Origin of the sequence: Algoriphagus chordae, assembly GCF_003254055.1 — a bacterium.
Classification (GTDB): Bacteria; Bacteroidota; Bacteroidia; order Cytophagales; family Cyclobacteriaceae; genus Algoriphagus; species Algoriphagus chordae.
This window is the reverse complement of sequence record NZ_QKZT01000007.1, coordinates 69,312-94,410: the sequence shown is the minus strand read 5'-3', so window position 1 is coordinate 94,410 and position 25,099 is coordinate 69,312. Positions and strand designations below refer to the sequence as shown.

At 40.7% G+C, this 25,099-nt stretch carries 22 protein-coding genes; 14 read left to right on the top strand and 8 right to left on the bottom strand.

What is annotated here, in order from left to right:
• Window positions 1-292: 292 nt before the first annotated feature.
• Window positions 293-1,474 carry a DUF4221 family protein gene (locus LV85_RS09320; protein WP_111318648.1) on the top strand — a complete coding sequence of 394 codons (1,182 nt, stop codon included), beginning with the start codon at window positions 293-295 and terminating at the stop codon, window positions 1,472-1,474.
• A gap of 78 nt (window positions 1,475-1,552) precedes the next feature.
• On the opposite strand, the gene LV85_RS09315 is transcribed toward LV85_RS09320, so the two are convergent.
• From LV85_RS09315 to LV85_RS09295, 5 genes are all read right to left on the bottom strand, one after another.
• A complete protein-coding gene (locus tag LV85_RS09315; protein ID WP_111318646.1) occupies window positions 1,553-2,212 on the bottom strand; it encodes a GDSL-type esterase/lipase family protein in 660 nt (219 codons plus the stop codon).
• 259 nt (window positions 2,213-2,471) lie between these two features.
• Window positions 2,472-3,542: a dipeptidase gene (locus LV85_RS09310; protein WP_111318644.1), complete on the bottom strand. Its 1,071-nt coding sequence runs from the start codon at window positions 3,540-3,542 to the stop codon at window positions 2,472-2,474.
• Window positions 3,543-3,545: 3 nt separating this feature from the next.
• The gene (locus LV85_RS09305) at window positions 3,546-4,256 is read right to left on the bottom strand and encodes an SAM-dependent methyltransferase (RefSeq protein WP_111318642.1); all 711 of its coding nucleotides are present in this window, start codon (window positions 4,254-4,256) and stop codon (window positions 3,546-3,548) included.
• Window positions 4,257-4,355: 99 nt separating this feature from the next.
• The gene (locus tag LV85_RS09300; RefSeq protein ID WP_111318640.1) at window positions 4,356-5,114 is read right to left on the bottom strand and encodes an alpha/beta fold hydrolase; all 759 of its coding nucleotides are present in this window, start codon (window positions 5,112-5,114) and stop codon (window positions 4,356-4,358) included.
• Between the two features lie 128 nt (window positions 5,115-5,242).
• Window positions 5,243-5,956 carry a pyridoxine 5'-phosphate synthase gene (locus LV85_RS09295; RefSeq protein ID WP_111318638.1) on the bottom strand — a complete coding sequence of 238 codons (714 nt, stop codon included), beginning with the start codon at window positions 5,954-5,956 and terminating at the stop codon, window positions 5,243-5,245.
• Window positions 5,957-6,018: 62 nt separating this feature from the next.
• Between LV85_RS09295 and LV85_RS09290 the strand changes: the two genes are divergently transcribed.
• The 8 genes from LV85_RS09290 (at window position 6,019) to LV85_RS09255 (ending at window position 13,140) form a co-directional block, all read left to right on the top strand.
• On the top strand, window positions 6,019-6,471 hold the full coding sequence (locus LV85_RS09290) for a GatB/YqeY domain-containing protein (RefSeq protein ID WP_111318636.1): 453 nt from the start codon (window positions 6,019-6,021) through the stop codon (window positions 6,469-6,471).
• Between the two features lies 1 nt (window position 6,472).
• Window positions 6,473-7,018: a CvpA family protein gene (locus LV85_RS09285; protein ID WP_111318634.1), complete on the top strand. Its 546-nt coding sequence runs from the start codon at window positions 6,473-6,475 to the stop codon at window positions 7,016-7,018.
• Window positions 7,002-7,574: an anthranilate synthase component II gene (locus tag LV85_RS09280; RefSeq protein ID WP_111318632.1), complete on the top strand. Its 573-nt coding sequence runs from the start codon at window positions 7,002-7,004 to the stop codon at window positions 7,572-7,574. The genes LV85_RS09285 and LV85_RS09280 overlap by 17 nt, the downstream gene beginning before the upstream one ends.
• Before the next feature lie 273 nt (window positions 7,575-7,847).
• Window positions 7,848-8,582: an RluA family pseudouridine synthase gene (locus tag LV85_RS09275; protein WP_111318630.1), complete on the top strand. Its 735-nt coding sequence runs from the start codon at window positions 7,848-7,850 to the stop codon at window positions 8,580-8,582.
• Window positions 8,583-8,750: 168 nt separating this feature from the next.
• A complete protein-coding gene (locus LV85_RS09270) occupies window positions 8,751-9,248 on the top strand; it encodes a SixA phosphatase family protein (RefSeq protein WP_111318628.1) in 498 nt (165 codons plus the stop codon).
• A gap of 86 nt (window positions 9,249-9,334) precedes the next feature.
• Window positions 9,335-10,900 (top strand): glycerol-3-phosphate dehydrogenase/oxidase, encoded by a 1,566-nt coding sequence (locus LV85_RS09265; RefSeq protein ID WP_111318626.1) that lies wholly within the window; start codon window positions 9,335-9,337, stop codon window positions 10,898-10,900.
• 6 nt (window positions 10,901-10,906) lie between these two features.
• Complete coding sequence (glpK, locus tag LV85_RS09260; protein WP_111318624.1) at window positions 10,907-12,406, top strand: glycerol kinase GlpK; 1,500 nt, start codon at window positions 10,907-10,909, stop codon at window positions 12,404-12,406.
• Window positions 12,406-13,140, top strand: coding sequence for an MIP/aquaporin family protein (locus tag LV85_RS09255; RefSeq protein ID WP_111318622.1), 735 nt, complete (start codon window positions 12,406-12,408; stop codon window positions 13,138-13,140). The genes glpK and LV85_RS09255 overlap by 1 nt, the downstream gene beginning before the upstream one ends.
• 152 nt (window positions 13,141-13,292) lie before the next feature.
• Here LV85_RS09255 and LV85_RS09250 read toward each other — a convergent pair whose 3' ends face one another.
• The gene (locus LV85_RS09250; protein ID WP_111318933.1) at window positions 13,293-14,435 is read right to left on the bottom strand and encodes an acyl-CoA dehydrogenase family protein; all 1,143 of its coding nucleotides are present in this window, start codon (window positions 14,433-14,435) and stop codon (window positions 13,293-13,295) included.
• A gap of 390 nt (window positions 14,436-14,825) precedes the next feature.
• Between LV85_RS09250 and LV85_RS09245 the strand changes: the two genes are divergently transcribed.
• Complete coding sequence (locus LV85_RS09245) at window positions 14,826-17,102, top strand: tetratricopeptide repeat protein (protein WP_146260460.1); 2,277 nt, start codon at window positions 14,826-14,828, stop codon at window positions 17,100-17,102.
• Window positions 17,103-17,165: 63 nt separating this feature from the next.
• Here LV85_RS09245 and LV85_RS09240 read toward each other — a convergent pair whose 3' ends face one another.
• Window positions 17,166-17,984 (bottom strand): inositol oxygenase family protein, encoded by an 819-nt coding sequence (locus tag LV85_RS09240; protein ID WP_111318618.1) that lies wholly within the window; start codon window positions 17,982-17,984, stop codon window positions 17,166-17,168.
• A 4-nt stretch (window positions 17,985-17,988) separates the two neighbouring features.
• Window positions 17,989-19,593, bottom strand: coding sequence for a solute:sodium symporter family transporter (locus LV85_RS09235; RefSeq protein WP_111318616.1), 1,605 nt, complete (start codon window positions 19,591-19,593; stop codon window positions 17,989-17,991).
• A gap of 493 nt (window positions 19,594-20,086) precedes the next feature.
• Between LV85_RS09235 and LV85_RS09230 the strand changes: the two genes are divergently transcribed.
• From LV85_RS09230 to LV85_RS09215, 4 genes are all read left to right on the top strand, one after another.
• On the top strand, window positions 20,087-21,487 hold the full coding sequence (locus LV85_RS09230; protein ID WP_111318614.1) for an alpha/beta hydrolase family protein: 1,401 nt from the start codon (window positions 20,087-20,089) through the stop codon (window positions 21,485-21,487).
• A 274-nt stretch (window positions 21,488-21,761) separates the two neighbouring features.
• Window positions 21,762-22,493, top strand: a complete 732-nt coding sequence (locus LV85_RS09225) for a cyclodeaminase/cyclohydrolase family protein (RefSeq protein WP_111318612.1) — start codon at window positions 21,762-21,764, stop codon at window positions 22,491-22,493.
• A 23-nt stretch (window positions 22,494-22,516) separates the two neighbouring features.
• Window positions 22,517-24,604 (top strand): GNAT family N-acetyltransferase, encoded by a 2,088-nt coding sequence (locus tag LV85_RS09220; protein WP_158531164.1) that lies wholly within the window; start codon window positions 22,517-22,519, stop codon window positions 24,602-24,604.
• Window positions 24,604-25,044, top strand: coding sequence for an ASCH domain-containing protein (locus LV85_RS09215; RefSeq protein ID WP_111318608.1), 441 nt, complete (start codon window positions 24,604-24,606; stop codon window positions 25,042-25,044). The genes LV85_RS09220 and LV85_RS09215 overlap by 1 nt, the downstream gene beginning before the upstream one ends.
• The last annotated feature ends 55 nt before the right edge of the window (window positions 25,045-25,099 follow it).

Below are 25,099 nucleotides of genomic sequence, written 5' to 3'. Positions count from 1 at the left end.
ATTTTTGTAAACCATGGGTTGCACCCATGGCTAGTAATGGTTTGACCCCGTTCGGGGTCTTGCTTTTACATTTGGATTCATATTCACGACTACGAAGTGGTCCAACTTTCAATAACCGCGGGTGAAACCCGTGGGAATTAAAGAATATGATATGATAACTCCAAAGGGGTTGAACTCTTCAATTTGTAGAATCAGAAGTAGCTGAAAAAAAACAAAAAAATGTACTTTCAAACTAACTTTAGGGGGGTGAAATTCCTCATTTTAATTAAATGTAAATTCTAGGTCTGTTAAAATGTTCAAAAAGCTACAGCTACTCTTCTATTTTTTACTATTTTTTTCTGTTTCATCCTGTCAGAATAAAGAAGATTCTCATGTAGAAAGGACTTTTGAAGAGGTGTCATTCTACGAGATAAATCTGGATCAATTTACATCACCAGTTGAAGACTATGTTCAGTACGTTAAGAACTGGAAAGGAAAGGAGGTTTTTGCCTTCCATATTCGCGGAAAGGATGAAATAAAAATTTATGACCTAGCAAGCGGTGAATTGTTCGATACATTCTCATACAACTCCAAAGGTCCTACTCCATTTCAAGGGATATATGATTTTCATATCATTAATGAAGACAGTATTTTTCTAAATAAAAGATATCTCTATACGACTTATTTGGTCAATAGTCAATATGAAGTGACTTCAGAATTGAATTTTTTAAAAGATGATATTGAAGTTGATGCTAAAACCAGAATCCCTGTTAGTGGGGATACGTTTCTGCCTGTATTTTCTCATAATAGGATATTTACACTAGTAGATGGAGTGGCATATCTAACTGCTTCTTCTGATAAAAACGCAAGACAATCAGAATACTTTGACCTAGGAACCGTTCTGGTTTCTTATGATTTGGCAGAGGATTCAATCAGCAAAATGCTTGGATTTTCTGAAAAATTAAAAAATAATGCTTGGGGACCTCTTCACGCAAATGCATATGCGGATTACAATACAGAAGGAAATAATTTCATTATCAGCTATGAAGCGGATGATAATTTATATTTGGTGGATAAAGAATTTAAGGTTATCCAAAATTTCGAAGCTACACCAAATAATTACAACGACATTCTGCCAATTTCTGCTTCTGCTATTAATAATGAAGCGGCTTATTTGGCACATTATAACGAGCAGTTTCGATTTGGTTCAGTACTCTACGATTCTTACAGAAAATTAATTTACCGAATTGCCTTAGAGCCAAATCCAGATTATGGGATGGAGTTTATTAAAGATCCTTTGTTCAAGCCTAGAAATATGATAGTGATGGCTTTTGATGCGGTTTCATTTGATAAGAAGGCAGAGATGAAATTAAGACAAAGTGATGCAGGTGTTTTTTTAGATCGATGTTTTGTGAACGAACGAGGATTAAATATTTTTTATTCTGATTTTGAGGATGAAGATAAATTGTTTTTCAAGACCTTCTTATTGGATTAATAAAAACAAAACCCTCCAAATATCTAAAAACTTGGAGGGTTTGTGACACCGGGCATCGGACATCCGACACCTAGCATCCTACAAGCGTATCGCCCTTGCGACCACCTTCGCCATAATGCCCAATCCTTCAGTATTTGGATGTACGCCATCAGGTAGCAAGTCTTCATGACCCATAAATGGCGTGTAAAGATCGATCAGCTCGGAGCCTGAATCTAAAGCAATGTCCATGATCATCATGCGCTGCTCATTGTTCATCACCACTGGCGTAATTCCGAAATTTTCGCGGGTTACAGGTACGGGCATGACCACATACACTTTGCCATCTGCCGGCATGGTTTCCTTAAACTCTGCGATCATATCCAAATAATCCTGTCTGAATTCAGAAGCATACTTCCAATTCTGCGGCTTTGAGTCATTCGTACCCAGCATGATCACCAGAATGTCTGCACCGAAGTCCTTCACCTGCTGAAACTGTGGTTCATTCCAATACGGATAATCACCTTTTCTCAGAAGCGTTCTGCCGGATACTCCAAAATTGCCGACTTCATAAGCATCACCGAGTATGGCCTGCATCTGTAGCGGCCAGCTGTCAGGATTGTCTCTGCCTGGGCCCTGCGTGATGCTGTTGCCTACGCAGGCGATTTTAATGGGTGCTTGCGCAAAAGAAAGAGTGTCCTGCGCAAAAGATACGGTGGCAAAAGAGAGCAGGATAGCTAAAAATAAATTGAATTTTTTCATAAGTTAAATAGGGTCATTTTAATTGTTGATACTCGATTTTAGGTATTTGTTTCTTTTAACTAGAGGATTGTTAAGAGTAAAAATAGCTTAAAATACTGATTTTTATAAGGCTAGGACTAGATTATCAGGAAGGACCCCGCAGCCATTTTTAGAATAAGGATAAACTAAATCATTACAATTTGTCCTGAAGCTAAACGCCTACTTTCACGATTTTTATAAAAACATGCTAGCCTTGAGTTCTTGTATGCGAGAACAATAATTAAGCCCAAGCTTTTCTCAAAAACCTTAACCAGTTTCCAGACATTACTTTGATAATATCTTCCTCCGAGAATCCTCTTTTGCGAAGCAAGTCAGGAATAGTTTCCAAATCTGCAATTGTCCTTAAATCATGCGGGGACTGCTCGCTACCAAAGGCACCATCCAAATCTGACCCGATTCCTACGTGATCGGCATTTCCAGCTAGTTGGCAAATATGCTCCATGTGATCTAAAACAGTATTCAAGGTCACATTTCTTTCTTGGGGAGTAGATTTTCCTCTTTCCCAACCCGGACTAAGCATCCAGGCATCCATCGCTCCACCGATTACAGCTCCTCGATCGATCAGTGCTTTGATCATCTCATCAGAAAACTGGCGGTTGTGATCCACCAAGGCTCGACAGTTATTATGACTTGCCCAGACCGAGCCATTGTAAATCTCCAAAGCATCCCAGAAAGCCAAATCACATAAGTGGGTGGCATCAAGGATAATCCCCAATTCATCCATTTTTCGGATTAGGGCTTTTCCATCTTCATTCAAAGGTGCCGAGGCATCTGTTCCATGAGCGTATCGTCCTGGGCCATAATGTGCTGGCCCAAGCGCACGGAGCCCATTCTCATAGGCTTTTTCCAAATAGTCTACAGTGACTATGGAATCAGCCCCTTCGAGAGAAAGTATGAAGCCCAGGGGTTTGATGGAATTGTCTTCTCCATTTTCCCAAAGTGCCAGATGAGCATCCAGTTCTGCAAGATTTCTGATTTGAGACATTTCGCCTTTGTCCACCATCGCCTGATACCAAGCCAGCTGACCTTGGGTCTGTGCCCAAGCCTGCTCTGGAGAATGCCATCCTGGAAGTGAGTTGTCTGGGGCTACATAACGAGCGATTTGCGTAGCGACGACAAGACCTATATTACCTTTTCGAAGTGCCGGTAGAGAAACTACCGCATTCCCGCGATCGGGCTTATCGGAAAGTCCTTTTTCTCTCGCATTTATTTCTGAGACAGGCACCGTGAGATCACGATTCCATTCCAGCGCATTCATACTTAGGTCAAGGTGGGCGTCGATTGTAAACATGGTCTAAAAGCTTTGAAGTACGAAAACGGTTGGAATTTTATGTAGATCAAGTGGAAGTTGTTTCCATTCTTGAACTGTTTTAGTCAGAATCATTTCATCCGAACCAGTGATGTTTTTGGCAATACAAAGTTTGGTCTGAGGCGAGAGGACTCGCAGTAAATCTGCTAGTAATTGATTGTTTCGGAAAGGGGTTTCCATAAAGATTTGCGCCCTTCTTTCGCGTAGAGATTCTGCTTCCAGCTTCTTGATTGCGGTAGCTTTATCTTTTTTGTCAATGGGCAAATAGCCATGAAAAGCGAATGACTGACCGGAAAAACCAGATCCCATGAGCGCCAAAAACATGGAACTAGGCCCCGAAAGTGGTATAACTTGAATTCCTTTTTTGTGTGCATGCTCGACAGCCAAAGCCCCAGGATCAGCGATACCTGGACATCCTGCCTCGGAGATAACGCCGATGTCAGCACCATTCATCAAAGGCTGCATCAGGCGATTGATGAATTCTGGAGAGGTGCCTTTGTCAAGGATCTCCATGTGAACCTGCTCCAGGTTTACACCAAGCTTCAAGCTAGAAATATAGCGACGAGCGGTACGCATATTTTCCACCAAATAGACTTTGGTGTTTGCGATGACTTCTTTTACCTGTGGGGTAATGACAGCATCTTGCGTGTTGTCCGCTAGTACATTCGGTATGAGGAAGAGTTTTCCTTTAGGCATTTTAGAGGTTGGTTGTTTAAAAAGGAACGAGAATTTAGTTGAAATGAGACTTTTCCAAGTTGGAATTTCTCAATTAATACGAAGAATTTGGCTGTAAGCCTAATCAAGAAATTTCCTGATTTCCTCTACCACGGCATCTGGCTGCTCAGCATGAAGCCAGTGTCCAGCATCCGCAATGAATTCCACCTCATTGTTTGGGAAAAATGCATCAATATCATCCAAATCAGATTGTTGAATATAGCTAGAATTAGATCCTGCCATGAATAGCGTAGGGCCAGTGAATTTATTTCCTTCTGGAAGCGCTGTCCCTACCTCATTGATTTTCTCAGTGATGACTGGAAGATTGATTTTCCACATAAAACCATCCGAATCTCTACCCAGACTTTTTAGCAGAAACTGGCGCACTCCGATCTCTGGAATGTACTTAGCCAATTCGTCATCGGCCTCTTTTCTGGATTGAATTTCGGAAAGATCTAAGGCATTCAATCCTTCCAAAATACTCTGGTGGTGAACTGCGTAATAACGCGGTGCAATATCTGCAACAATCAATTTTTCTACTTTCTCAGGGTATTTCAAAGCGAAATTCATCACCGTTTTTCCACCCATAGAATGTCCCATCAAGAATGCTTTTTTCAAGCCTTCACTATCCATTAGTTCTTTCAGATCTTCTACCATCACCTCGTAATTCCACTCATCAGACTGAGGAGAATCTCCGTGATTTCGCTGGTCGATAAGGTAAAGGGTGAAGTTATCCTTGAGTTCTTTGGAAATACTGAACCAATTATCCGCCGAACCAAAAAGTCCGTGAAGTATGATTAATGGCTTTCCAGCGCCTAGTTTTTTAAAATTTAACTGCATTTTGGATTTACGATTTTTTGAATTACGATTTACGAGATCCTTTGTACCTCAAACCTCTATTTTTCTACTCTAGCCTCTTTCATATGTGACATAACATCTGGCATCGGGCAACAAACATTGGACAATATTTACTCTAGTTTTCTTCTATACATCTGAATCGTATTTTCCAAGCCATAATACAGCGCGTCACAAACTAGCGCATGGCCAATGGAGACCTCATCTAGGTGTGGAATGCTTTGTTTCAAAAAGGCTAAGTTCTGTAGGTCTAGGTCATGTCCGGCGTTTAGTCCCATTCCCAATTCCCGAGCCAATTCGGCCACTTCTATGTACGGCTTCACCGCTGCATCTCGGTCTTTGTGATAATTGACAGCATAAGGCTCGGTGTAAAGCTCTACGCGATCCGTGCCGGTGAGTTTTGCAGGTTCGAAGTATTTGGTTTCTGGATTGATGAAAATCGAAACCCGTACGCCAGACTCATGAAGTTCGGCGACGATGTCCTTCAACATGCTTTGATTTGCAATCGTATCCCAACCATTATTTGAAGTAATTGCCGTCGGTGGATCCGGGACAAGTGTAGCTTGAGCAGGTTTAATCAAGCGAACCATTTCCATAAAGCGCTTATCAGGATAACCTTCGATATTGAATTCAGTGGTGACTACCTTAGCCAAATCGATTACATCTTGGTAACGAATGTGGCGCTCATCCGGTCTAGGATGCACGGTAATGCCTTGAGAACCAAAGCGCTCTGCGTCCAGAGCTACTTTGACTACATTTGGATTATCCGCTCCGCGGGCGTTGCGAAGGGTGGCGATCTTGTTAATATTTACGCTTAGCTTGGTCATATCCGAGTCGAAAAAGGTATTTTTGTCAGTATTATTAGAAGTGTAACACAAACTTAGGACTAATGAGTTTAAAGCAGAAAATAGAAAGTGAAATAAAATCAGCAATGATCGCCAGAGACAAGACCCGTTTGGGAGCTTTGAGATCTATCAAATCGCTGATTCTTTTGGAAGAAACGAAAAGCGGAGCGAAAGCTGAAATTTCGGAGGAGGATGAGTTGAAGTTGTTGACCAAAGCAGCTAAGCAACGTAAAGATTCTGCAGAGATATACAAAACGCAGGGTCGTGAAGACCTATTAGAAGTGGAAATGGCTGAATTAGAGATTCTTCAAGAGTTTCTTCCGGCGGCAATGACCGATGAGGAGATCACGGCAGCAATCCAAGAAATCATCGCTCAGACAGGCGCTTCAAGTCCAAAAGATATGGGTAAGGTAATGGGAGTTGCGAGTAAGCAATTGGCAGGAAAGGCTGATGGTAAAGTGATTTCGGAGAAAGTGAAAGCCATACTGAACAGCTAAGGTGAATATCATAGATATCATCATAGTGATCATTCTTGGCCTAGGAGCTTACGAAGGATACCGTTCGGGTTTTCTTCTGGGTGTTCTAGGCCTATTTGGTTTTGTGATTGCAATTATCCTGGGAATTTATTTTATGTCACCAATGAATGATTGGTTGGCAGAGAATGTCACAGAATTCAATCTTGGCTTTCCCATTCTTGGATTTATAGTCGTTTTTGTCCTCACTTTACTATTTATCAAAGTTGCAGGATGGATACTGAAGCAGGTGATGAATATGATACTACTTGGGCCATTAGATGCGATAGTAGGGGCTGTTTTTGGTGTGGTGAAAGCGGCGTTTTTTATCAGTCTGTTCTTTTGGCAAGCAGGTCTTTTTAAGCTGGAGATGACTGAGAAATGGACTAAAGATTCTGAGATGCTTTATTTCATCGAACCTATAGCTCCAGGAATTGTAGCTGCTGTAGAGCCATTTTTCCCAAGTATAGAAGAGAGTTTGAAGAAGTTGGAAGGAATCGTGGAAGACATCAAAGATGCTGCTACTGATTGATAATTTTGATTCTTTCAGTCATATGTTGGCTGATTTGCTGAGACAGACCGGGGAAGATTTAATCGTGCTTCGCAATGATGTTTCAGTTGAGGAAATCAAAATGATGGAGTTTGATGGCTTGGTCTTGTCTCCTGGACCAGGAGTGCCATCTCAAGCAGGGAATCTCAATAAAATATTGGCCTACTATCATGACAAAGTCCCGGTGCTGGGAGTTTGTCTTGGGCATCAGGCTATCGGCGAATTTTTTGGAGCTAGCCTGAAAAAGAATGCCGTTCCTACTCATGGAAAAGTGCATCAAGTCAGAAAGACTAAAGCCCATCCATTCACGGAAAGCATACCTGAATCTTTTAAAGTAACCCGTTACCATTCCTTACAATTAGCCAATTTACCTGAAGGACTCGAAGTGATTTTGGAGACTGAGTCTGGAGAAGTAATGGGGATTGCACACACTAGTTTACCAATTCTTGGGATTCAATATCATCCGGAAGCGCACTTGACACAGTATGGGCTGCAACTAGTACAAAACTGGGTTCAAGCCATGAAAGTGGTTAGTTAGTAGGAGATGCTTTGCTAGTTACCTATTGTTAGGTTGTCTGGTGACAAATAGATAATTTCCCTATAGTACTAGTGAAAATATTGGATAATGCTTCTAAGAAATAGCTCTAAAATATCTTTTGCGAAGCTTATGAAAATTCAATTATTCAACTCCTTCGAAATCCTTACCTTTGTCAGAGATTATGAAATCGAGCAATATTCTTTAAGTGATAAAGAGAAATGCTTAAATGCGCTGTGAGATTCCATCTGACAATTGAAGTACAATTAAAAACAGATGAAAAAGAAACCATATAGCGTTGTCTACGAAGACAACCACCTTTTGATAGTAAATAAAGCTGCGGGCGTATTGGTGCAGGGAGATAAGACGGGAGACAAAACTCTTACGGATTACCTCAAGGAGTACATTGCCAAAAAATATGATAAACCGGGAGCTGTTTTTTTACACCCTATTCATAGACTGGATAGGCCAGTAAGTGGATTAGTAGCTTTTGCCCGTACTTCTAAAGGGCTGGAGCGCATGATGGAGATTTTCCGTAAGCGAGAGATCCATAAAGTTTACTGGGCACTCGTAAAGAGAAAGCCAAGGGAGGAAAGTGGGAAACTGACGCATTATCTAGTCAAAGACGAACAGAAAAATGTGGTGACGGCACATGATCGTGAAGTGCCAGGATCTCAAAAAGCAGAGTTGAATTACAAGACACTCGGTTTTATGAATGACCACTGGCTGATCGAAGTTCGTCCTATTTCAGGTCGTCCTCACCAGATTCGCGTCCAGTTGGCGTCTATGGGTTGCCCGATTCGTGGAGATATCAAGTATGGCTTCGCAAAGCCAAATCCAGATGCAAGCATCAATCTGCATGCATTTAATTTGATATTTGTTCACCCGATCAAAAAAGAGAAGCTTTACCTAAGAGCCGCCGTGCCAGAGGAGGAATTCTGGGAGCAGTTCCTAGAATATGAAAGCATCAAAACGAAAGACCAGCATTTGGATAATTCGTTCAGCGGATAAGAATTTAACCTTTGAGATTTCAAAAATCTCGAAGGTTTTTTTGTTATAACCGCGAAGTCCGCAATGATTTTCGCAGAGAAGGAACAGCGGTTATTTCCCATTACATCATAGGGCTTTTGTTTTCTATGCTTATTTATAATTCATTTTCAAAATTGATTAACTTTTGGAATGAAATATATTTTACTCTTTTTAGTTGCCTCATTATTTGCAGCATGTTCTACTTCTCAAGAGCCGAAAACCATCTACATCGTTCGCCATGCTGAGAAACAGCTGACGGGGAATGACCCCGAACTTTCGGTAGCAGGAAATGCCCGAGCGGTGAAGCTTTCACAGATCCTAGCGGATAAGGATATAAAGCATGTCTATAGCACGGATTACAAGAGAACGCGCTTGACTGCCGCAGCCACAGCTAGCGCAGCTGGGGTTGAGATCGAAAGCTATGACCCGCGAAATCATGACGAACTTGTTGAAAAACTAAAAGAGACTGATGGAAATGCATTGGTGGTCGGCCACAGCAATACTGTTGGGCAAGTTGCTAATTATTTTGTAGGTGAAGGTGAGAAGTATGCTGATCTCAGTGATTCAGAATACAATTTTATCTATGTGGTGACGCTGAATGAAGATGGAACTTCCTCGGTGAATCGGCAAACCTATAAGGAATTTTGATTTATTGCAGATTGCTTACTTCCATTGTTTGCTCATTCTGCTCTTTCCCAATTTTTTCCCTACCTTAAAACGGTATTTTATAGTCTATGAATAGAGAAGAGAACTTAAGCCAGCTTCAAAACACAAGTAAAATTTGGGATATTGCCGTGATAGGTGGAGGCTCCTCAGGCTTAGGAGTTGCCTTAGATGCCATTTCAAGAGGCTTGTCTGTGATTTTATTTGATAAATCTGATTTTGCCAAAGGCACCTCCAGCCGAAGCACCAAGCTCGTCCATGGAGGAGTGAGATATCTAGCCCAAGGAGACGTAGGACTAGTGTTCGAAGCGCTTAAAGAGCGAGGGAAATTATTGCAAAATGCGCCACATCTTGCCCATGATCAGCCTTTTATCATTCCTATTTTCTCTTGGAAAGATCGCATGATGTACAGCGTAGGCTTGAAAATGTATGACTGGATGGCAGGTCGCTTGAGTTTGGGGAAATCCGAGTTTATCTCCAAAAAAGAAACCCTCAAGCGTTTGCCTGGTCTGAAAGCCGACGGGCTTTACGGAGGAGTAGTCTATCATGATGGACAGTTTGACGATGCTAGACTAGCGCTGAATCTAGCGCAATCCGCAGACGAGGCAGGCACCTGCGTGTTGAATTACGTCAGTGTAAATAGTTTGGTGAAAGATGAAGCTGGCAAGATCAGCGGTTTGAATGTTTCGGATAAACTTTCCAGAAAAAGATACGAGGTGAAGGCCAAAATGGTGGTGAATGCTACCGGAGTTTTCGCAGATAAAATCCTGAAAATGGATAATCCTGAAGCCACGAAAATGATACAACCAAGCCAAGGAATTCATTTGGTGTTGGACATTGATTTTTTAGGAGGGAAAGATGCCTTGATGATCCCAAAAACACGGGATGGAAGGGTGTTATTTGCTGTTCCATGGCATGGGAGATTGGTAGTAGGAACTACCGATACCCTGCGTGAAAAACCCAAACTAGAACCAGAAGCACTGCAAAAGGAAATAGATTTTGTGCTGGAAACTGCCGCGGGATATTTGGCAAGAATTCCAACTAGGGCTGATGTAAAGTCAGTTTTTGCAGGTCTAAGACCACTTGCAAGACCCAAGGAAGGAAGTACAAAAACCAAAGAGATTTCACGTTCTCATAAAGTGATTTTGTCAGAATCTGGCCTAGTGACTTTGACTGGCGGCAAGTGGACGACTTTCCGGAAGATGGGAGAGGATACCGTAGAGTATTTTACCAAAGTCACTGGCGAAAAGCTGAAAGCAAGTAAATCCTTGGACATGAAAATCCATGGAGCCACCTCCAGAGTCCCAAAAGGGCACTGGGGTATTTATGGTTTCGATGCCAAACCTATCCAAGATTTGGTAAAAGAGAAGAAAGCTTGGGAGGCACAGCTGCATCCTGATTTTCCAAATATAGCAGCAGAAGTAGTCTGGGCAGTACGAGAGGAGATGGCGGTGAAAGTAGAAGATGTGTTGGCGAGAAGGATTCGCATGCTTTTCCTAGATGCCCAAGCTGCCATTGATACCGCACCCAAAGTGGCAGAATTGATGGCCAAAGAACTTGGAAAAGATGAGGAATGGATCGCATCAGAATTGGCTGAGTTTAACAATACAGCTTCCAAATATTTGATAAAAAAATAAACCCTAATGACCGAGCATAAAACGTATTTAATGGCCTTGGATCAAGGAACTACCAGTTCCAGAGCCATTCTTTTTGACAAAAAAGGCAAGATTGTATCTATCGCCCAAAAGGATTTTAAGCAATTCTTCCCCAAACCAGGATGGGTGGAGCATGATCCAAGTGAAATCTGGACTTCCCAGTCTACAGTAATGATCGAATCTCTGGTCAGCAAAAGTATTCGAGCCGATCAAATAGCTGCGATTGGGATTACTAATCAACGCGAGACGACTATTGTCTGGGATAGAAAAACAGGCAAAGCAGTTTATAATGCTATTGTTTGGCAGGATAGAAGAACTGCGGAATATTGCAATGAACTCAAGGATCAAGGTCATGCCGAAATGGTAGTTTCCAAAACAGGTTTGATCATCGATGCTTATTTCTCTGCCACTAAAATCCGCTGGATTCTCGAAAATGTAAAAGGTCTGAGAGCGCGTGCTGAAGCTGGAGAACTTGCTTTTGGAACGGTGGATTCTTGGCTGGTGTGGAAACTTACAGCTGGTAAGACTCATATCACAGACATTACCAATGCTAGCCGTACCATGCTTTTCAATATCCATACCCAAGAATGGGATCAGGAATTGTTGGATTTATTTGGTATTCCAGCTTCACTTTTACCAGAGGTGAAATCATGCTCTGAAGTATATTGTGAGACTGCGGGAGATGTGCTCAGCGTGAAAATCCCTATCGCAGGGATTGCTGGAGATCAGCAGGCTGCATTATTTGGACAGATGTGCACTGAGCCAGGGATGGCAAAGACTACCTATGGAACGGGATGTTTTCTGGTGATGAATACTGGGAAAGAAGCAGTACGATCCAAAAACCAATTGCTTACCACAGTCGCCTGGAAAATCGGAGACGAAATCAATTATGCCTTGGAAGGTTCGGTCTTCATTGGCGGAGCAGCGGTACAGTGGTTGAGAGATGGATTGGAGCTTTTCAAACACGCGCGAGAAAGTGAGCATTTGGCTGATAGTATTGATGGTAATGATGGGGTTTACTTTGTGCCTGCTCTTTCAGGTTTAGGAGCGCCACACTGGGATCAAAATGCACGTGGCGCTTTTTTCGGAATCACTAGAGGAACGGAGAAATCACATATGGCGAGGGCGGCTCTTGAAGCTATCGCCTACCAGGTTTACGATGTGCTCAAAGCCATGGAGAAAGATGCAGGGAAGCCTATTCGCGAGCTTCGTGTGGACGGTGGAGCCACTGCAAATAATTTCTTAATGCAGTTTCAGGCAGATCTCTTGAGTTGCGAAATCAAGCGTCCGGAGATTATCGAAACGACTGCAATTGGAGCAGCATTCTTGGCAGGTTTGGCAGTTGGGTTTTGGAAAGACCAGGAAGAAATCAATGCACTGTGGAATGCTGATAAAAGCTTTACACCACGAATGGAGAAGGAAGAAAGAGAAAAGTTGATACATTTTTGGCACAAAGCAGTAGAGCGCTCTAAAAACTGGATAGAATAATGAATGTATATCTAGCGGAATTAATTGGAACAGGACTTTTATTGTTATTGGGTTCTGGAGTAGTTGCCAACATGCTTTTGCCGCAAACCAAAGGAAATGGTGGTGGCATAATGGCAATTAGTACAGGATGGGCATTGGGTGTGTTCGTAGGCGTAGTTGTAGCTGGTCCTTATAGTGGGGCACACTTGAATCCTGCGGTGACCTTAGGTTTAGCTTTGACGGGGCAATTCGAATGGGCTTTGGCTCCAGGATATATTATCGCTCAGGTTCTTGGAGCTATGATTGGTGTGGGAATAGCTTGGTTGTTCTATAAAGATCACTACGATGCTTCAAATGATGCTGGCTTGAAGGCTGCTCCTTTTGCTACTTCTCCAGCTATTCGAAATCTACCTTTGAATTTCTTCTCAGAGCTAGTCGGTACATTTGTGTTGATTTTAGTCATCCTTTATAATGATGGAGTCGAAATAGGCGATGGTGCCAATACGCCCATAGGAATGGGTTCTCTGGGAGCAATTCCTGTTGCGTTTTTAGTATGGGTAATTGGTCTTTCTCTAGGAGGAACAACAGGTTATGCCATTAACCCAGCACGTGATTTTGGTCCGAGAATAATGCACTCAATTCTGCCGATCAAGGATAAAGGAAGTTCAGATTGGGGCTATGCCTGGGTTCCTATTCTAGGGCCATTTGTGGGAGCCGCTTTGGCTGCAGGATTGTATTTGGTGGCGGGAGCTTAATTTTATCTCTTAAGGACAAGCTTGTAAGTTTAGTGATCGTAATCACCAAATATACGTATATTTGGTGATTACGATCACTGAATACACTTCCAACACAAAAGCCTGAAATTCTTACAGATCTCAGGCTTTTATCATTTTTCAGTATTTTGAAATTATTTCAATATCTCACGGGCAATTACCATCTTTTGAATTTCAGATGTTCCTTCGCCAATCGTACAAAGCTTGGAATCACGATAGAATTTTTCCACCGGATAGTCTTTTGTAAAGCCATAGCCACCAAAGATCTGTACCGCTTCATTTGATACGGAAACAGCAACTTCAGAAGAGAAATACTTTGCTTGAGCTCCTGCCAGAGTCACTTTTTCTCCACGGTTTTTAAGATCAGCAGCTTTGAATATCAATAGACTGGAGGCTTCTACCTGAGTAGCCATGTCTGCAAGTTTGAAGGAAATTCCCTGAAATGAGCTGATTGGTTTATTGAACTGATGTCTTTCTTTAGAGTACTGAATGGAAGCTTCTAAGGCCCCTTCAGCGATTCCTTGCCCTAGTGCTGCAATAGAAATTCTACCGCCATCTAGGACTTTCATAGATTGTATGAAGCCATTGCCGACTTCTCCTATCACCTGACTTTCGTGAATTTTGCAATCCGTAAAAATCATTTCAGCAGTTTCGGAAGCACGCATTCCTAACTTATCCTCTTTTCTTCCACCTTCGAATCCCGCAGTACCTCGCTCCACAATGAACGCAGTCATTCCATGAGAATCCCCGATCTCTCCAGTTCGGGCAATCACAACAGCCACATCTCCGGAAACGCCATGCGTGATAAAGTTTTTAGCGCCATTAATGATCCAGTATTCACCTTCTTTTTTGGCTACTGTACGCATATTCCCTGAATCCGAACCTGTATTCGGTTCTGTTAGTCCCCAAGCCCCAAGCCATTCGCATGTAGCGAGTTTGGGTAAATATTTCTTTTTTTGCTCCTCAGAGCCAAAAGCCATGATGTGACCACAGCATAGTGAATTGTGTGCTGCCATAGAAAGTCCTACGGAAGGGTCAAGCTTCGAAAGCTCTACGATAGCCGTGACATATTCATTGTAGCCGAATCCTGATCCTCCGTATTCGGTAGGGATCAAAACTCCCATCAGCCCGAGTTCACCGAGTTTCTTGAATAAGTCAATGGGGAAAAATTGCCTGTCATCCCAATCTTTGCGAAAAGGGCTGATCTCTTTGGCTCCAAAATCACGAATCATCTGAGCAATCATTCGTTGATTTTCGTTTTGTGTGAAGTTTAACATATAGATATTTGGGTTTATTCTAAGTATAGAAGTCCTAAGGTTCAGAAATAGTTTGGTTTCAGCAAATCTTTGAGATAACTGACGGAGATTAAGATGCTGACGGTTTTCGAAGGCATAACCCTCAAAAGTGTTTATTACGGGTTTTAATTTTAACTGTTTGATAATAAGAGAAATAATATTGCTTGGCATAGGCTTATTACAGATTATGTGAGCAGGTCAATTTTCTCTAAAATAGAATTGATGGGAGGGCAATGAAGAAGGAAATGTGCGCATTGTGCTGATGAGAATCCAAATTCTTGCAAAAAGAGATTGGCTAAGTAGAAGGATTTCAGGATATTGGATTTATTCTATGTGAATGACCAGGTGAACTGGTTAAGTCAAGATTTTTGGATGAAGAATAAAAAAAGAACTTTTAGGGGCAAAATAGGGAAAATCCTCGGTGGAGCAGGGAATATAAGTATAGGCTACGGGATTTTGAATGGTCTAAAAAATCTCAACTCTTGGGATGATATCAAGTTATTAGTGGCAGACTTCAGCCAAGAGCTACTCGCGATCTTGCTTTGGTTAGGAAAGGTGATTCATATTATCTGTATTCCTTGGAACTGGCTCACCTCACATGTTTTTTCATTGCTGCGGATTGATATTCCAGAGCAGTTGCATGATCCTATTATTTTGGTTTCCTTCCTGATATTTGTACCTGGGCAGCTAAGTGCTCAGGCATTGATCATTCGACCGACACTACTCAGTTGGGGGCTTTTTAAGGAGCATGTCTTGCCATTTTTTAGTCTTGATCCCATAGAAAATGAACCTTCATCTATTGCAAAGCAAATAAATGAGGAAAGTCAAAAATTCGATTTCAATAAGATTCTAATCTATCTGGTGGGGCCAGCTTTGGAATACTTGGTCTTTTTAGAGAAATCCGTTTTTCCAGCTGCTTTGGTTCAAAAGCAAAACGAAGCGATGGATTACCTAGATGAACTGGATGGGTATTTCATTAGATTGAAAACTGTCAGAAAAGAATTTTGGAGAAAAAAGCGTTTAAAAGTGTGGGTTATGCTGACTATTGTATTGCTGATTGCAGTCGATAGAAAGCTCTATGTGGATAATTTTGAGCTGTTTAGCTTTTTGGGTTTCGTGCTACTTGCAGGAATTCTGTTGCCACTTGTGTTCACCATATTGATGAGTTCTTTTGGCTTTAGCATTGTCATGTTGCTGAAGCGAGCCAAAAACCCAGTACGCAGAGCCAAACTCTATGATACTCTTGATAAAGGAGTACCAATACTAAGGTCTATCAATAGAAAGCTCAATAAAATAAACAAACCTCCTGAGGCTTGGCTAATGAATTGGGGACAAAAACTCAGTACAGGACAAGCGGCTTTGTTGGTCTTTCCGAACGAAAGAAATATCTACAGCACTTTTTTATCGAGCCCAGAAGGACGGAGTGAATTGGCTAACAAAATCAACGGAATATTTTGGACATTAAAATCTTTTAGATATCGGGATAGGATCGCTCAGATACTTCAGGTGCCTGTAGATGCTGAGGTCGAGAAAGTACAACTGAAAAAATATGCGTCAAGGGTAAAAATAGTCAAAAGGACTTCGAGCTATTCATCTATAGATTGGTATATACTGGCAAGACATTATAAGCAGGAATCCAATTTCAAAGAAGCGCTCCAAGCTATAAATAATGCGCTTTCGATTAATGCTGAGAATTTCAATTTTTTGATAGTACTCGGCGCTCTCCTAGAAATTACTAATGAATTGACTGCTTCCATCAAAGCATTTGAGAAGACCTTGGCTATTAGACCTTTTGATGAAAATGTAATGAATCAACTCGGTCTGCTGTATTTGAAAACCAAGAGGCATGATCAAGCCTTAGATTGTTTTTCGAAAGCGATCAAACAAAATCCTGCTCAGAGTTATTTCTGGTACAATCGTTCACTGGCCTTTAGAGGGCTGGCTAGCTTTCCTCAGGCGCTCTCTGATATAACTCAATCGATAGAACTAGCACCTGAGAATGATCAATATTTCTTGCAGAAAGCAACCTTATTGATCGACACTAAGGAATATGAGGAAGCATTAGGGTTATTGAATAAAGCGATAGCTCTAAACTCGGAAAGAGTGACTAATTGGATGACGAAGGGCATCCTTGAAAACCATCTCCAAAAGTATGAGGTAGCTCTAGAGAGTTTTACGCAAGCTTCAAATTTAGATCCTACTGAAATCAATAGCAGGTTGTGGATAGCATCTTTAAAAAACCGCTTAAAAGAGCATGAAGGATCTCTGATAGTATTGGATCAGGTGTTGGCCATAGAGCCTAAGAATTATAATGCGCTGAATGAACGAGGTATCACAAAAATCAAATTGGGGCAATTGGATGAAGCAATTGAAGATCTAAGCTTGGCTATTCAAATAAACCCATCAATTCCTAATGCCTTCGGGCATCGATCTACAGCATATATATCCTTGGAAGAGTGGGAGCTCGCATCGGCAGACATCGCAGAATCCCTCAAGATAAAAGCTGATTATGGTGTAGCACTTTACAATCAGGGCCTTATACAGGAGTTCAGAAGGCAAATTACAGAAGCATGTACTTCTTGGGAGAAAGCCTTATTGACTGGTTTTATGGAGGCTAAAGAGAAGTTAGATTATTATCAGAGTAACTAAATCGGCAGACTTACATCCAGCTCTTTGGGGAGAACTGTAATAGCACAACAGACTAAGAGTTTTCTACCAGTTAATCGGTCCTTTTCCCAGGTACTTCTCAGCAATCGGCAAGTAATAATCCTTCACATCTTCCAGATCATAGATTTTTGGAGACTTGGTGTACAAATCATATCGATTGAAATCCAGGATCCAATCCTTGTACTGTGCATCATGTGGAGCTTCAAATTGCGAATAACTTCCACCATTGTGCCAAGGATAAAAAGAGTGATAGCGAACCATCACCATGCCTGCCTCAGGAATTGTGTTTTCTGGATGATTTTTTAAGACTTGGTAAAAGTACTCATCATGTCCCCAGGCCAGCTGAAGGTTGTCCAAACCACAGCCTTTTTCATAAATCCCCAATTCTGTGTTGTAGCGTGGATCTTTCATGTCAGGATTCAACTCATTGAATTCAGGATAGACGCAGGTGTCAGGCAATTTTGCCCCTACGACAAATACATCTCCAACCAATCCCCATTGCTCAGCTTGACTTGTGCCGTCTTCATCAGATCCGAATAAATACATGACTTTGCCGAGATCGTGAATCAAACCAACCAACTGCATCCAGTCTGGGCGATTGTCCTGACGCAAAGCTTCAGCCGACTGAATTAGGTGCTGCACATTTGGCAAATCAAGATCTGGATCACTCACATCGATTAGCGCATTCAGCTTTTCCATCGCATCCCAAAGTGACATTGGCTTGTCAAAGGTGAGATACTTAGCCTTCATTTCTTGCACGTAATCATAGGTCTGATATAGGCGCATTTTTCGGTAATGCTCCTTCACGGCAGCCTTTATGTCAGCGTGATTATAATTTCTGAATTCCTTTTCTGTAGTTTCCATAGTATTAAGCAATTGACCCTAAAATTACATAAATAATTACTGTGATTGCAATCAAAATCCAGCCCAGTGTTTTGGCATGTTTCCAGGGAACAATGCTCAATTTTCCTGAATCCTCCATTACGAAAGGAATCGCAACTGGATACTTTGCCGATACCAGATGCATTACGATCAGATTGAGGACAAACTCAATGCCCCAGATGTGAACAAAATGAATGTTGACTTGGAGAACCAAATCCATGAGAATGTAGAATGCTAGTCCGAAAACCAATCCTGCTTTGGCTCCACTAGCAGATACTTTTGGGAAAAAGAATCCGGCTATAATCACCGTTGCCATAGGGATAAAGAAGATGCCATTGAGCTGTTGCAAAAGCTGATAAAGTCCTGCTGGCGCATTGGCCACGAAAGGTGCAACGAGAATAGATACTACAGCCAAAATTGCAGAAACCCACTTTCCTACTCGCACGAGTTGACCTTCTTTAGCTGATTTTTTGATATAGACTTTGAAAATATCCAAGCTGAAAATGGTTGCTGCACTATTCAGAGCACTATTGAAGGTGCTCAAAATCGCTCCCATGATCACCGCTACAAAGAAACCTGTCATCCATGGTGGAAGTACCCGCTTGACTAGCTCAGGGTATACGCTATCCTGAGCATCAAAAAGCGTATCTCCGAAATAATAAAAACCAATAATTCCCGGTAACACGATCACCAGAGGAATCAAGATTTTCAAAACCCCAGTAAACAACAGACCCTTTTGAGCTTCCTTCAGACTTACCGCTCCCAAAGCTCGCTGCACGATGGATTGGTGCATGGTCCAAAAGTAAAGTTGATTGATGATCAAGCCTGTGAAAAGTACGCTAAAAGGTAGAATAGAATCCCGTGATCCCGGCCCGATGGAAGGTTCTTTGCTGATTACATTGAATTTCTCTGGCGCGTTATTAAATACCTTTGTCAGACCTTCTATGATATTCCCATCTCCGATATCCCAAAGGGCAAAAATAGGAACAAGCAAACCCGCGATCAGCAAACCAAAACCATTAATCGTATCTGTATAAGCCACCATTTTCAGTCCTCCAAAAATCGCGTAAACAGCTCCGATTACTCCCACGACGACGACAGTAAGCCAAATTCCTTCTGCTTGAGTGATTCCCAGCGTTTCCGAAATCCCGAAAATTGACTCAATATTTATTGCGCCAGTGTAAAGTACGATTGGCAAAAGAGTCACTACAAAAGAGATGATAAGTAGCAGGGAAATCAGCGCCTGCGTCATTTTATCAAACCTTTTCTCCAAAAACTCAGGAATGGTGGTTAGTCCCATTCTTAGGTATTTGGGGATAAAATACAACGCACCGATTACCAGAGCGATAGCGGAAGTGACCTCCCAAGCGATTATGATTGCACCGTTTTTATAAGCCGAACCGTTCATTCCCACCAAGTGTTCCGTGGAAATATTGGTCAGCAGCATGGACCCTGCGATCACTACGCCCGTCAGGCTACGTCCGCCTAGGAAATATCCGTCTTGAGTAGCAAGATTTTGCTTGCGTAGCATCCAGGTGGAATAGATGGCTACAAAGCCTGTGAAGGCTAGGAAACTAAAAAGTGTCAGCACTGAGGTTGGGTTTGGGTGAGGTTGTTAATTGTAGAATGGAAAATAGGGAATTAGAATGAAGGAGACAATTGTTGTCTTTGTTTGCAAGGGAAATAGAAGCTGTTTTCGAAGACTTAGATAAATTGGCTACTTCATCTTAGCTATTAGCCTAGCTCCGAAGGAGCGCGACGATTCATGACGCCGTACGCAGTGCGGGGTAAGAGAATAAGGTAGATTTTTAGAGCCCCGAACGGGGCGAGACTTTGTTTAATGATTTCTTAATTACTATAAAAATGTAAAATTTTTTAGGACGAGTCAGTTAATAGTTTCTCTCCATTCGGGGCTAAGACGACATGTGCTTATCCGCTATTTGCCACAGTTAGAAATTTTTCAACTAGCAATTATTTCGTCTAAGCTGTATTACAATCAATCTAGTATTCATGAGCCTATTTTGGCAAACAGTTTCTTTTACTTTTCTTTAGTCATTCTTAAAGTTTCAGTCTACCCATTTCATATGAAAACTCTGCCACTACTTCTTATTGCTTGTCTCTTTTCAGTTTCATCATTCGCCCAAGACATCACTGGACAATGGAATGGTGCGCTGAAAGTTCAGACTGTTCAACTCCGATTGGTTTTCAATGTGAAGAAAACTGAAAGTGGCTATAGCGCGACCATGGACAGCCCGGACCAGGGCGCTTTTGGAATACCGGTGACTTCGACCAGTTTTGAAAATGGCAACCTGAAAATCTCCATTACCAACGCGAATATCAACTACGAGGGAACGCTGGGAGATGATAATATCATTATCGGGGTTTTCACGCAAGCTGGCCAATCTTTTCCAATGAATCTCTCGAGGGAGGAGATCGAAAATCCACTTTCAAAAAGACCTCAGGAGCCAAAGAAACCTTTCCCGTATCGCTCTGAAGAAGTTGTTTTTGAAAATATCCAGGGGGAGATATTGCTTGCTGGTACATTGACTTTGCCTGAGCAGACAGGGAGCTTTCCAGCCGTGGTGCTGATCTCGGGATCTGGTGCGCAGAATCGTGATGAAGAGTTGATGGGACATAAGCCGTTCCTGGTCTTGTCAGATTACCTGACCAAAAATGGGATTGCCGTATTACGCTTTGATGATCGAGGGACAGCGGCTTCTACAGGTGATTTTAGCAATGCAACTTCAGTTGACTTTGCGACAGATGTAGCTTCGGCTGTGCAGTATTTGCAGGCTAGGCCTGAGATTGACAAAAGTAAAATTGGTCTGATAGGTCATAGCGAAGGAGGAATTATCGCGCCGATGGTAGCTGGGAATTCAGATGATATTGACTTTATCGTGTTGCTTGCTGGCACAGGAATTCGAGGGGATAAGCTACTTCTTGCGCAACAGGCATTGATAGGAGAAGCTTCTGGGATGAGCCCCAACCAACTGGCTGAGAATGATATGATCAGTAAGAAAACTTTTGAAATCATGCTAAAAGATCAGGGTGAAGCAGAACTGAAAGGTGAAATCACAAACTACATGACTCAGGTTTTTAGAAATATTCCCGCGGAAAATATTCCTGAAGGAATGAGTGAGGAAGAATTTGTCAATGCACAGGTAGAACAGCTTACCAGTCCTTGGATGCAGTATTTCATCAAATACGATCCTGCTCCTGCCTTGGAAAAAGTAAGCTGTCCAGTCTTGGCGATTAATGGAGAAAAAGACCTCCAAGTCCCGCCAAAGGAGAACTTGGAAGCAATAAAAGCAGCCTTGGAAAAGGGAGGTAATACGAACGTGACTACGATGGAATTACCTGGGCTGAATCACCTATTTCAAGAAGCCGAGACTGGCGCGCCAAGTGAGTATGCTGAGATTGAGCAGACTTTTTCGCCGAAAGCTATGGAAGTGGTGTTGGAGTGGATTAAGGGAAGGGTGAGGTGAGGTATAAGTGTGAAAAAAAATCTCATACGATCTAAGAAGATAATTCTTAAATACAGACCAAAACTCGAAGGAGCTTCGGTTTTTTTGTCTTTAAACGACAGAAATGGTCAGTTTTTGATTAAATATACCCTGTATAGGGTATGGTAGTGCAAAGATAAATGGAGATCTTGGAATAAATGTATAGAAGTATATTTGTAATTTATAACTAAATATAGTTAAAGAATAACAAAACGAGTTTAGTCGTATATTTCAAAGAAACAATAAAGCTTCAAAAATGAATGAATTAAGTAGCTCCTTAATCGAGATGGAAGGGGCAGGAAATAAGGACTACCTCTCGCTACCAACCAATGATTTGCTAGATGCTTTTGGTCAAGGAAGCCATATTCCTGGATCAGGCAGTGCATCTGCACTTTCTGGGTTAATAGCAGTTGAGTTGATGAAAACAGTTGTCACATTATCGCTAGGTAGAGAGCAATATAGTGAACATGCAAGTCAATTCGAATTTATACTTAATGAATTGAATACTAGATCAAAACCAAAATTTACGGAATTATTTAATGCTGATATTCAGGTGTTTCACAAGGTTTCATATCATAGACGTTTGAGAGATACAGCAAAAGAAAACACTCCTGAAAAGAGCGAGAATGCAAAACTAGCACTAGATAGACTCAGGGAGGCTACTGATATACCTATTGAAATTTGTGAAACATCGTTGGTGTTGATGGAGTATGCATTCAGAATTTTTGACAATGGATTTAAATCTGCTAGAGGTGATTCTGGTGTAGCCATAAGTAATTTACTTTCTGCTGCCCAAGGAGCTTTATTCGTAGTGTTTTTAAATCTTAAATCATTTCAAAAAAGTAAATGGAAGGAGGATAAAATGAATGAAGCCGTTAAGCTTGCTCAACGTTTTACCAAGATTCAAAAAGAAGCTTATCAAAGAGTGGTAACGCTTTATAATGAGAATACCGATAATCAGCAGCTTACACTTGATTTTTACAAGTAGTAAATAATTTTTAGTAATGTGATGTGAAAAGGGAGATTTTGATGGAAATAGAAGTCGTTAAAGAAAATGGGGAAATTTTAAAGCAAGTTGTTGAATTAGGGACTAAGAACAGTAAGACTCTTGGACATTTCCCCGAAGGAGCATATGTAGACCATGCACGCAAAGGGTTTCTCATTTGTGCACATCAAGAGAGAATTCTTCTAGGGTATATACTTTTTTCCATTACAAGTAGTAAAAGCTATGTTCGAATAATACAATTATGTATAGCTGATGAGGCGAGAGGCACTGGGGTCGCAAAAGAGTTATTAAACTCATTAAAAAATAAATTTCGATTTTCTCTAAAAGGCATAGCCCTAAGTTGCAGATGTGATTACATAGAAGCTACATCACTTTGGGAAAAGTATGGGTTCAAGGCTATGGACAAGGTTAGGAGCCGTAGTTTAAAAGAGAATTACTTATTTAAATGGTGGTATGACTTTGGTAATCATGATCTTTTTTCCCTGTCCCATTCTAATTCTAGTAAGCAAAAAGCACTCTTAGATGCTAACATTTTAATTAAATTAAGAAATGATAGGAAGGATGAAATAAGTGGAACTAATTTCTTACTTGATGACTGGTTAATTTCTGAAATTGATTTTTTCTATGCTCCAGAAATTTATAATGAAATTAAAAGAGATAAAAATGATCAGCGTGCTAGAGAAACGAGAGCTTTTTTATCTAATTTTTATGAGGCTAAATTTGATCCAGATTTGCGAGATATAATCTTGGAAAAGCTTCATCCTATTATTTCTGGTAGTTCTGAAAATGACTTATCAGATAAAAGACAGCTTGCTGAGTGCATTGCTGGGGAAATTAATTATTTTGTCACAACAGATGAGAAAATACTAGTCGCTGACTCTGAAGTAAATAAGTTGTTTGGAATTCAAATACTTAGGCCAATTGATATAATTTTAAGAATTGATGAAGACAACAATAAATCAAATTACCAGTCAACAAGAATTGCAGGAGTTAATTATGAAAATGGTTTTTTGAAATCTGGCGAGATTGATGATTTAGTAGATACTTTATTTGACAAAAACAACTCCGAGAAAAAACATGAATTGAGGAGTATATTCACCTTAGCTTCAGTAAATATTAAGGACTGTCGAACAAGGGTTATTAGGGACAATAATAGGGTAATTCTTGGCGTCTGGATAAGCGAGTTATCACCAGATAGATTGTTAATACCATTGCTAAGAACGACTAAGTCAAAATTGTCAAGTACACTTTTTAAACAAATTGTCTCTGAATTAATTAATTATGCTGTCATTAAAAAAAGAAACCTTATAGTGATTTATGATGGTTTCATCGCAACTAATGACCAAGAAACTCTTGAAAATATGGGATTCCTATTGAAAGATGGGGAGTGGTCTAAATTAGCAATTAGAGCAATTATTAGAAGCTCTCAGTTATTTGATTTCGGTTATGTGTCTGATCATTATGATGAAAAGAGTATTAAGAGAAGGCTATCTGACATTTCTAATTCAGACGAATTTTTAATAAGTCTAGAAAGAAAATTATGGCCTTTGAAATTTTCTGATGTTGACATTCCGACATATATTATCCCTATTAAACCATTTTGGGCTAGTCAACTATTTGATTATTATGCAGCAAATGATTCAATATTTGGGGCAAAAGCCTCAGTCGTATGGAATCGGGAAAATGTTTATTATAGAAATGTAAAACCTGTTTCTGAAAAAAATCCTTCCCGGATACTTTGGTATTCAAGTAGCTCTTCGGACAAATACAGTATTAGGACAAGCTCAATAGTTGCCTGCTCATACTTAGACGAATCACAAATAGGAGAGGCAAAAGAACTATTTCGTCTTTTTAAACATTATGGTATTTATGAATGGAAAAATATTTTCCAGCTTGCTAAGCACAGCCCTAAGACTATAATTAAAGCTCTTAAGTTTAGTGATACTGAGGTCTTTAAGTATGCAGTTCCCTTTAGTCAAGTAAATGATATTTTATTTACGAATGGTCGTAAAAGAAATTCATTTACTGGTCCTTTAGAAGTGTCTAATCAAATTTTCCTTGAAATATATAAATTGGGAGTAAATCACAAATAATGAGTAAGTTAATTTTAGTTTCGATTAAGCCTGAATTTGTAGAGAAGATCTTTGATGGTACTAAAAAAATTGAATTACGTAAAGTTTCTCCACATGTTGAACCAGGTGATTTAATGATTGTCTACAGTACATCTCCGGAAATGGCCATTGTAGGAGTGTGCCAAATTGAAAAAGTAATCAGGTCTACTCCAAAGGAGATTTGGAACAGTCATTCAGAGGTGCTTGGAATTGATGAGACAAGATTTTTTGATTATTATTCTGAATCTTCTAGGGCTGTAGGCATTGTGATTAATAGTGCAAAAAGACTTAAGTCAAAAATTTCATTAGAAAGTATTAAGAGGAAATTCCCGAGATTTGCTCCTCCTCAAACCTATAAATATTACAGTAAAGATGTGATTTTTAATCTTTATCCGCAGGATTATAGTTACTTATCGAGTTGAGCGTTAAAATTAATATTAAATCATCTCTTCTTTTTTAGTTTTATGAGACTCTCGA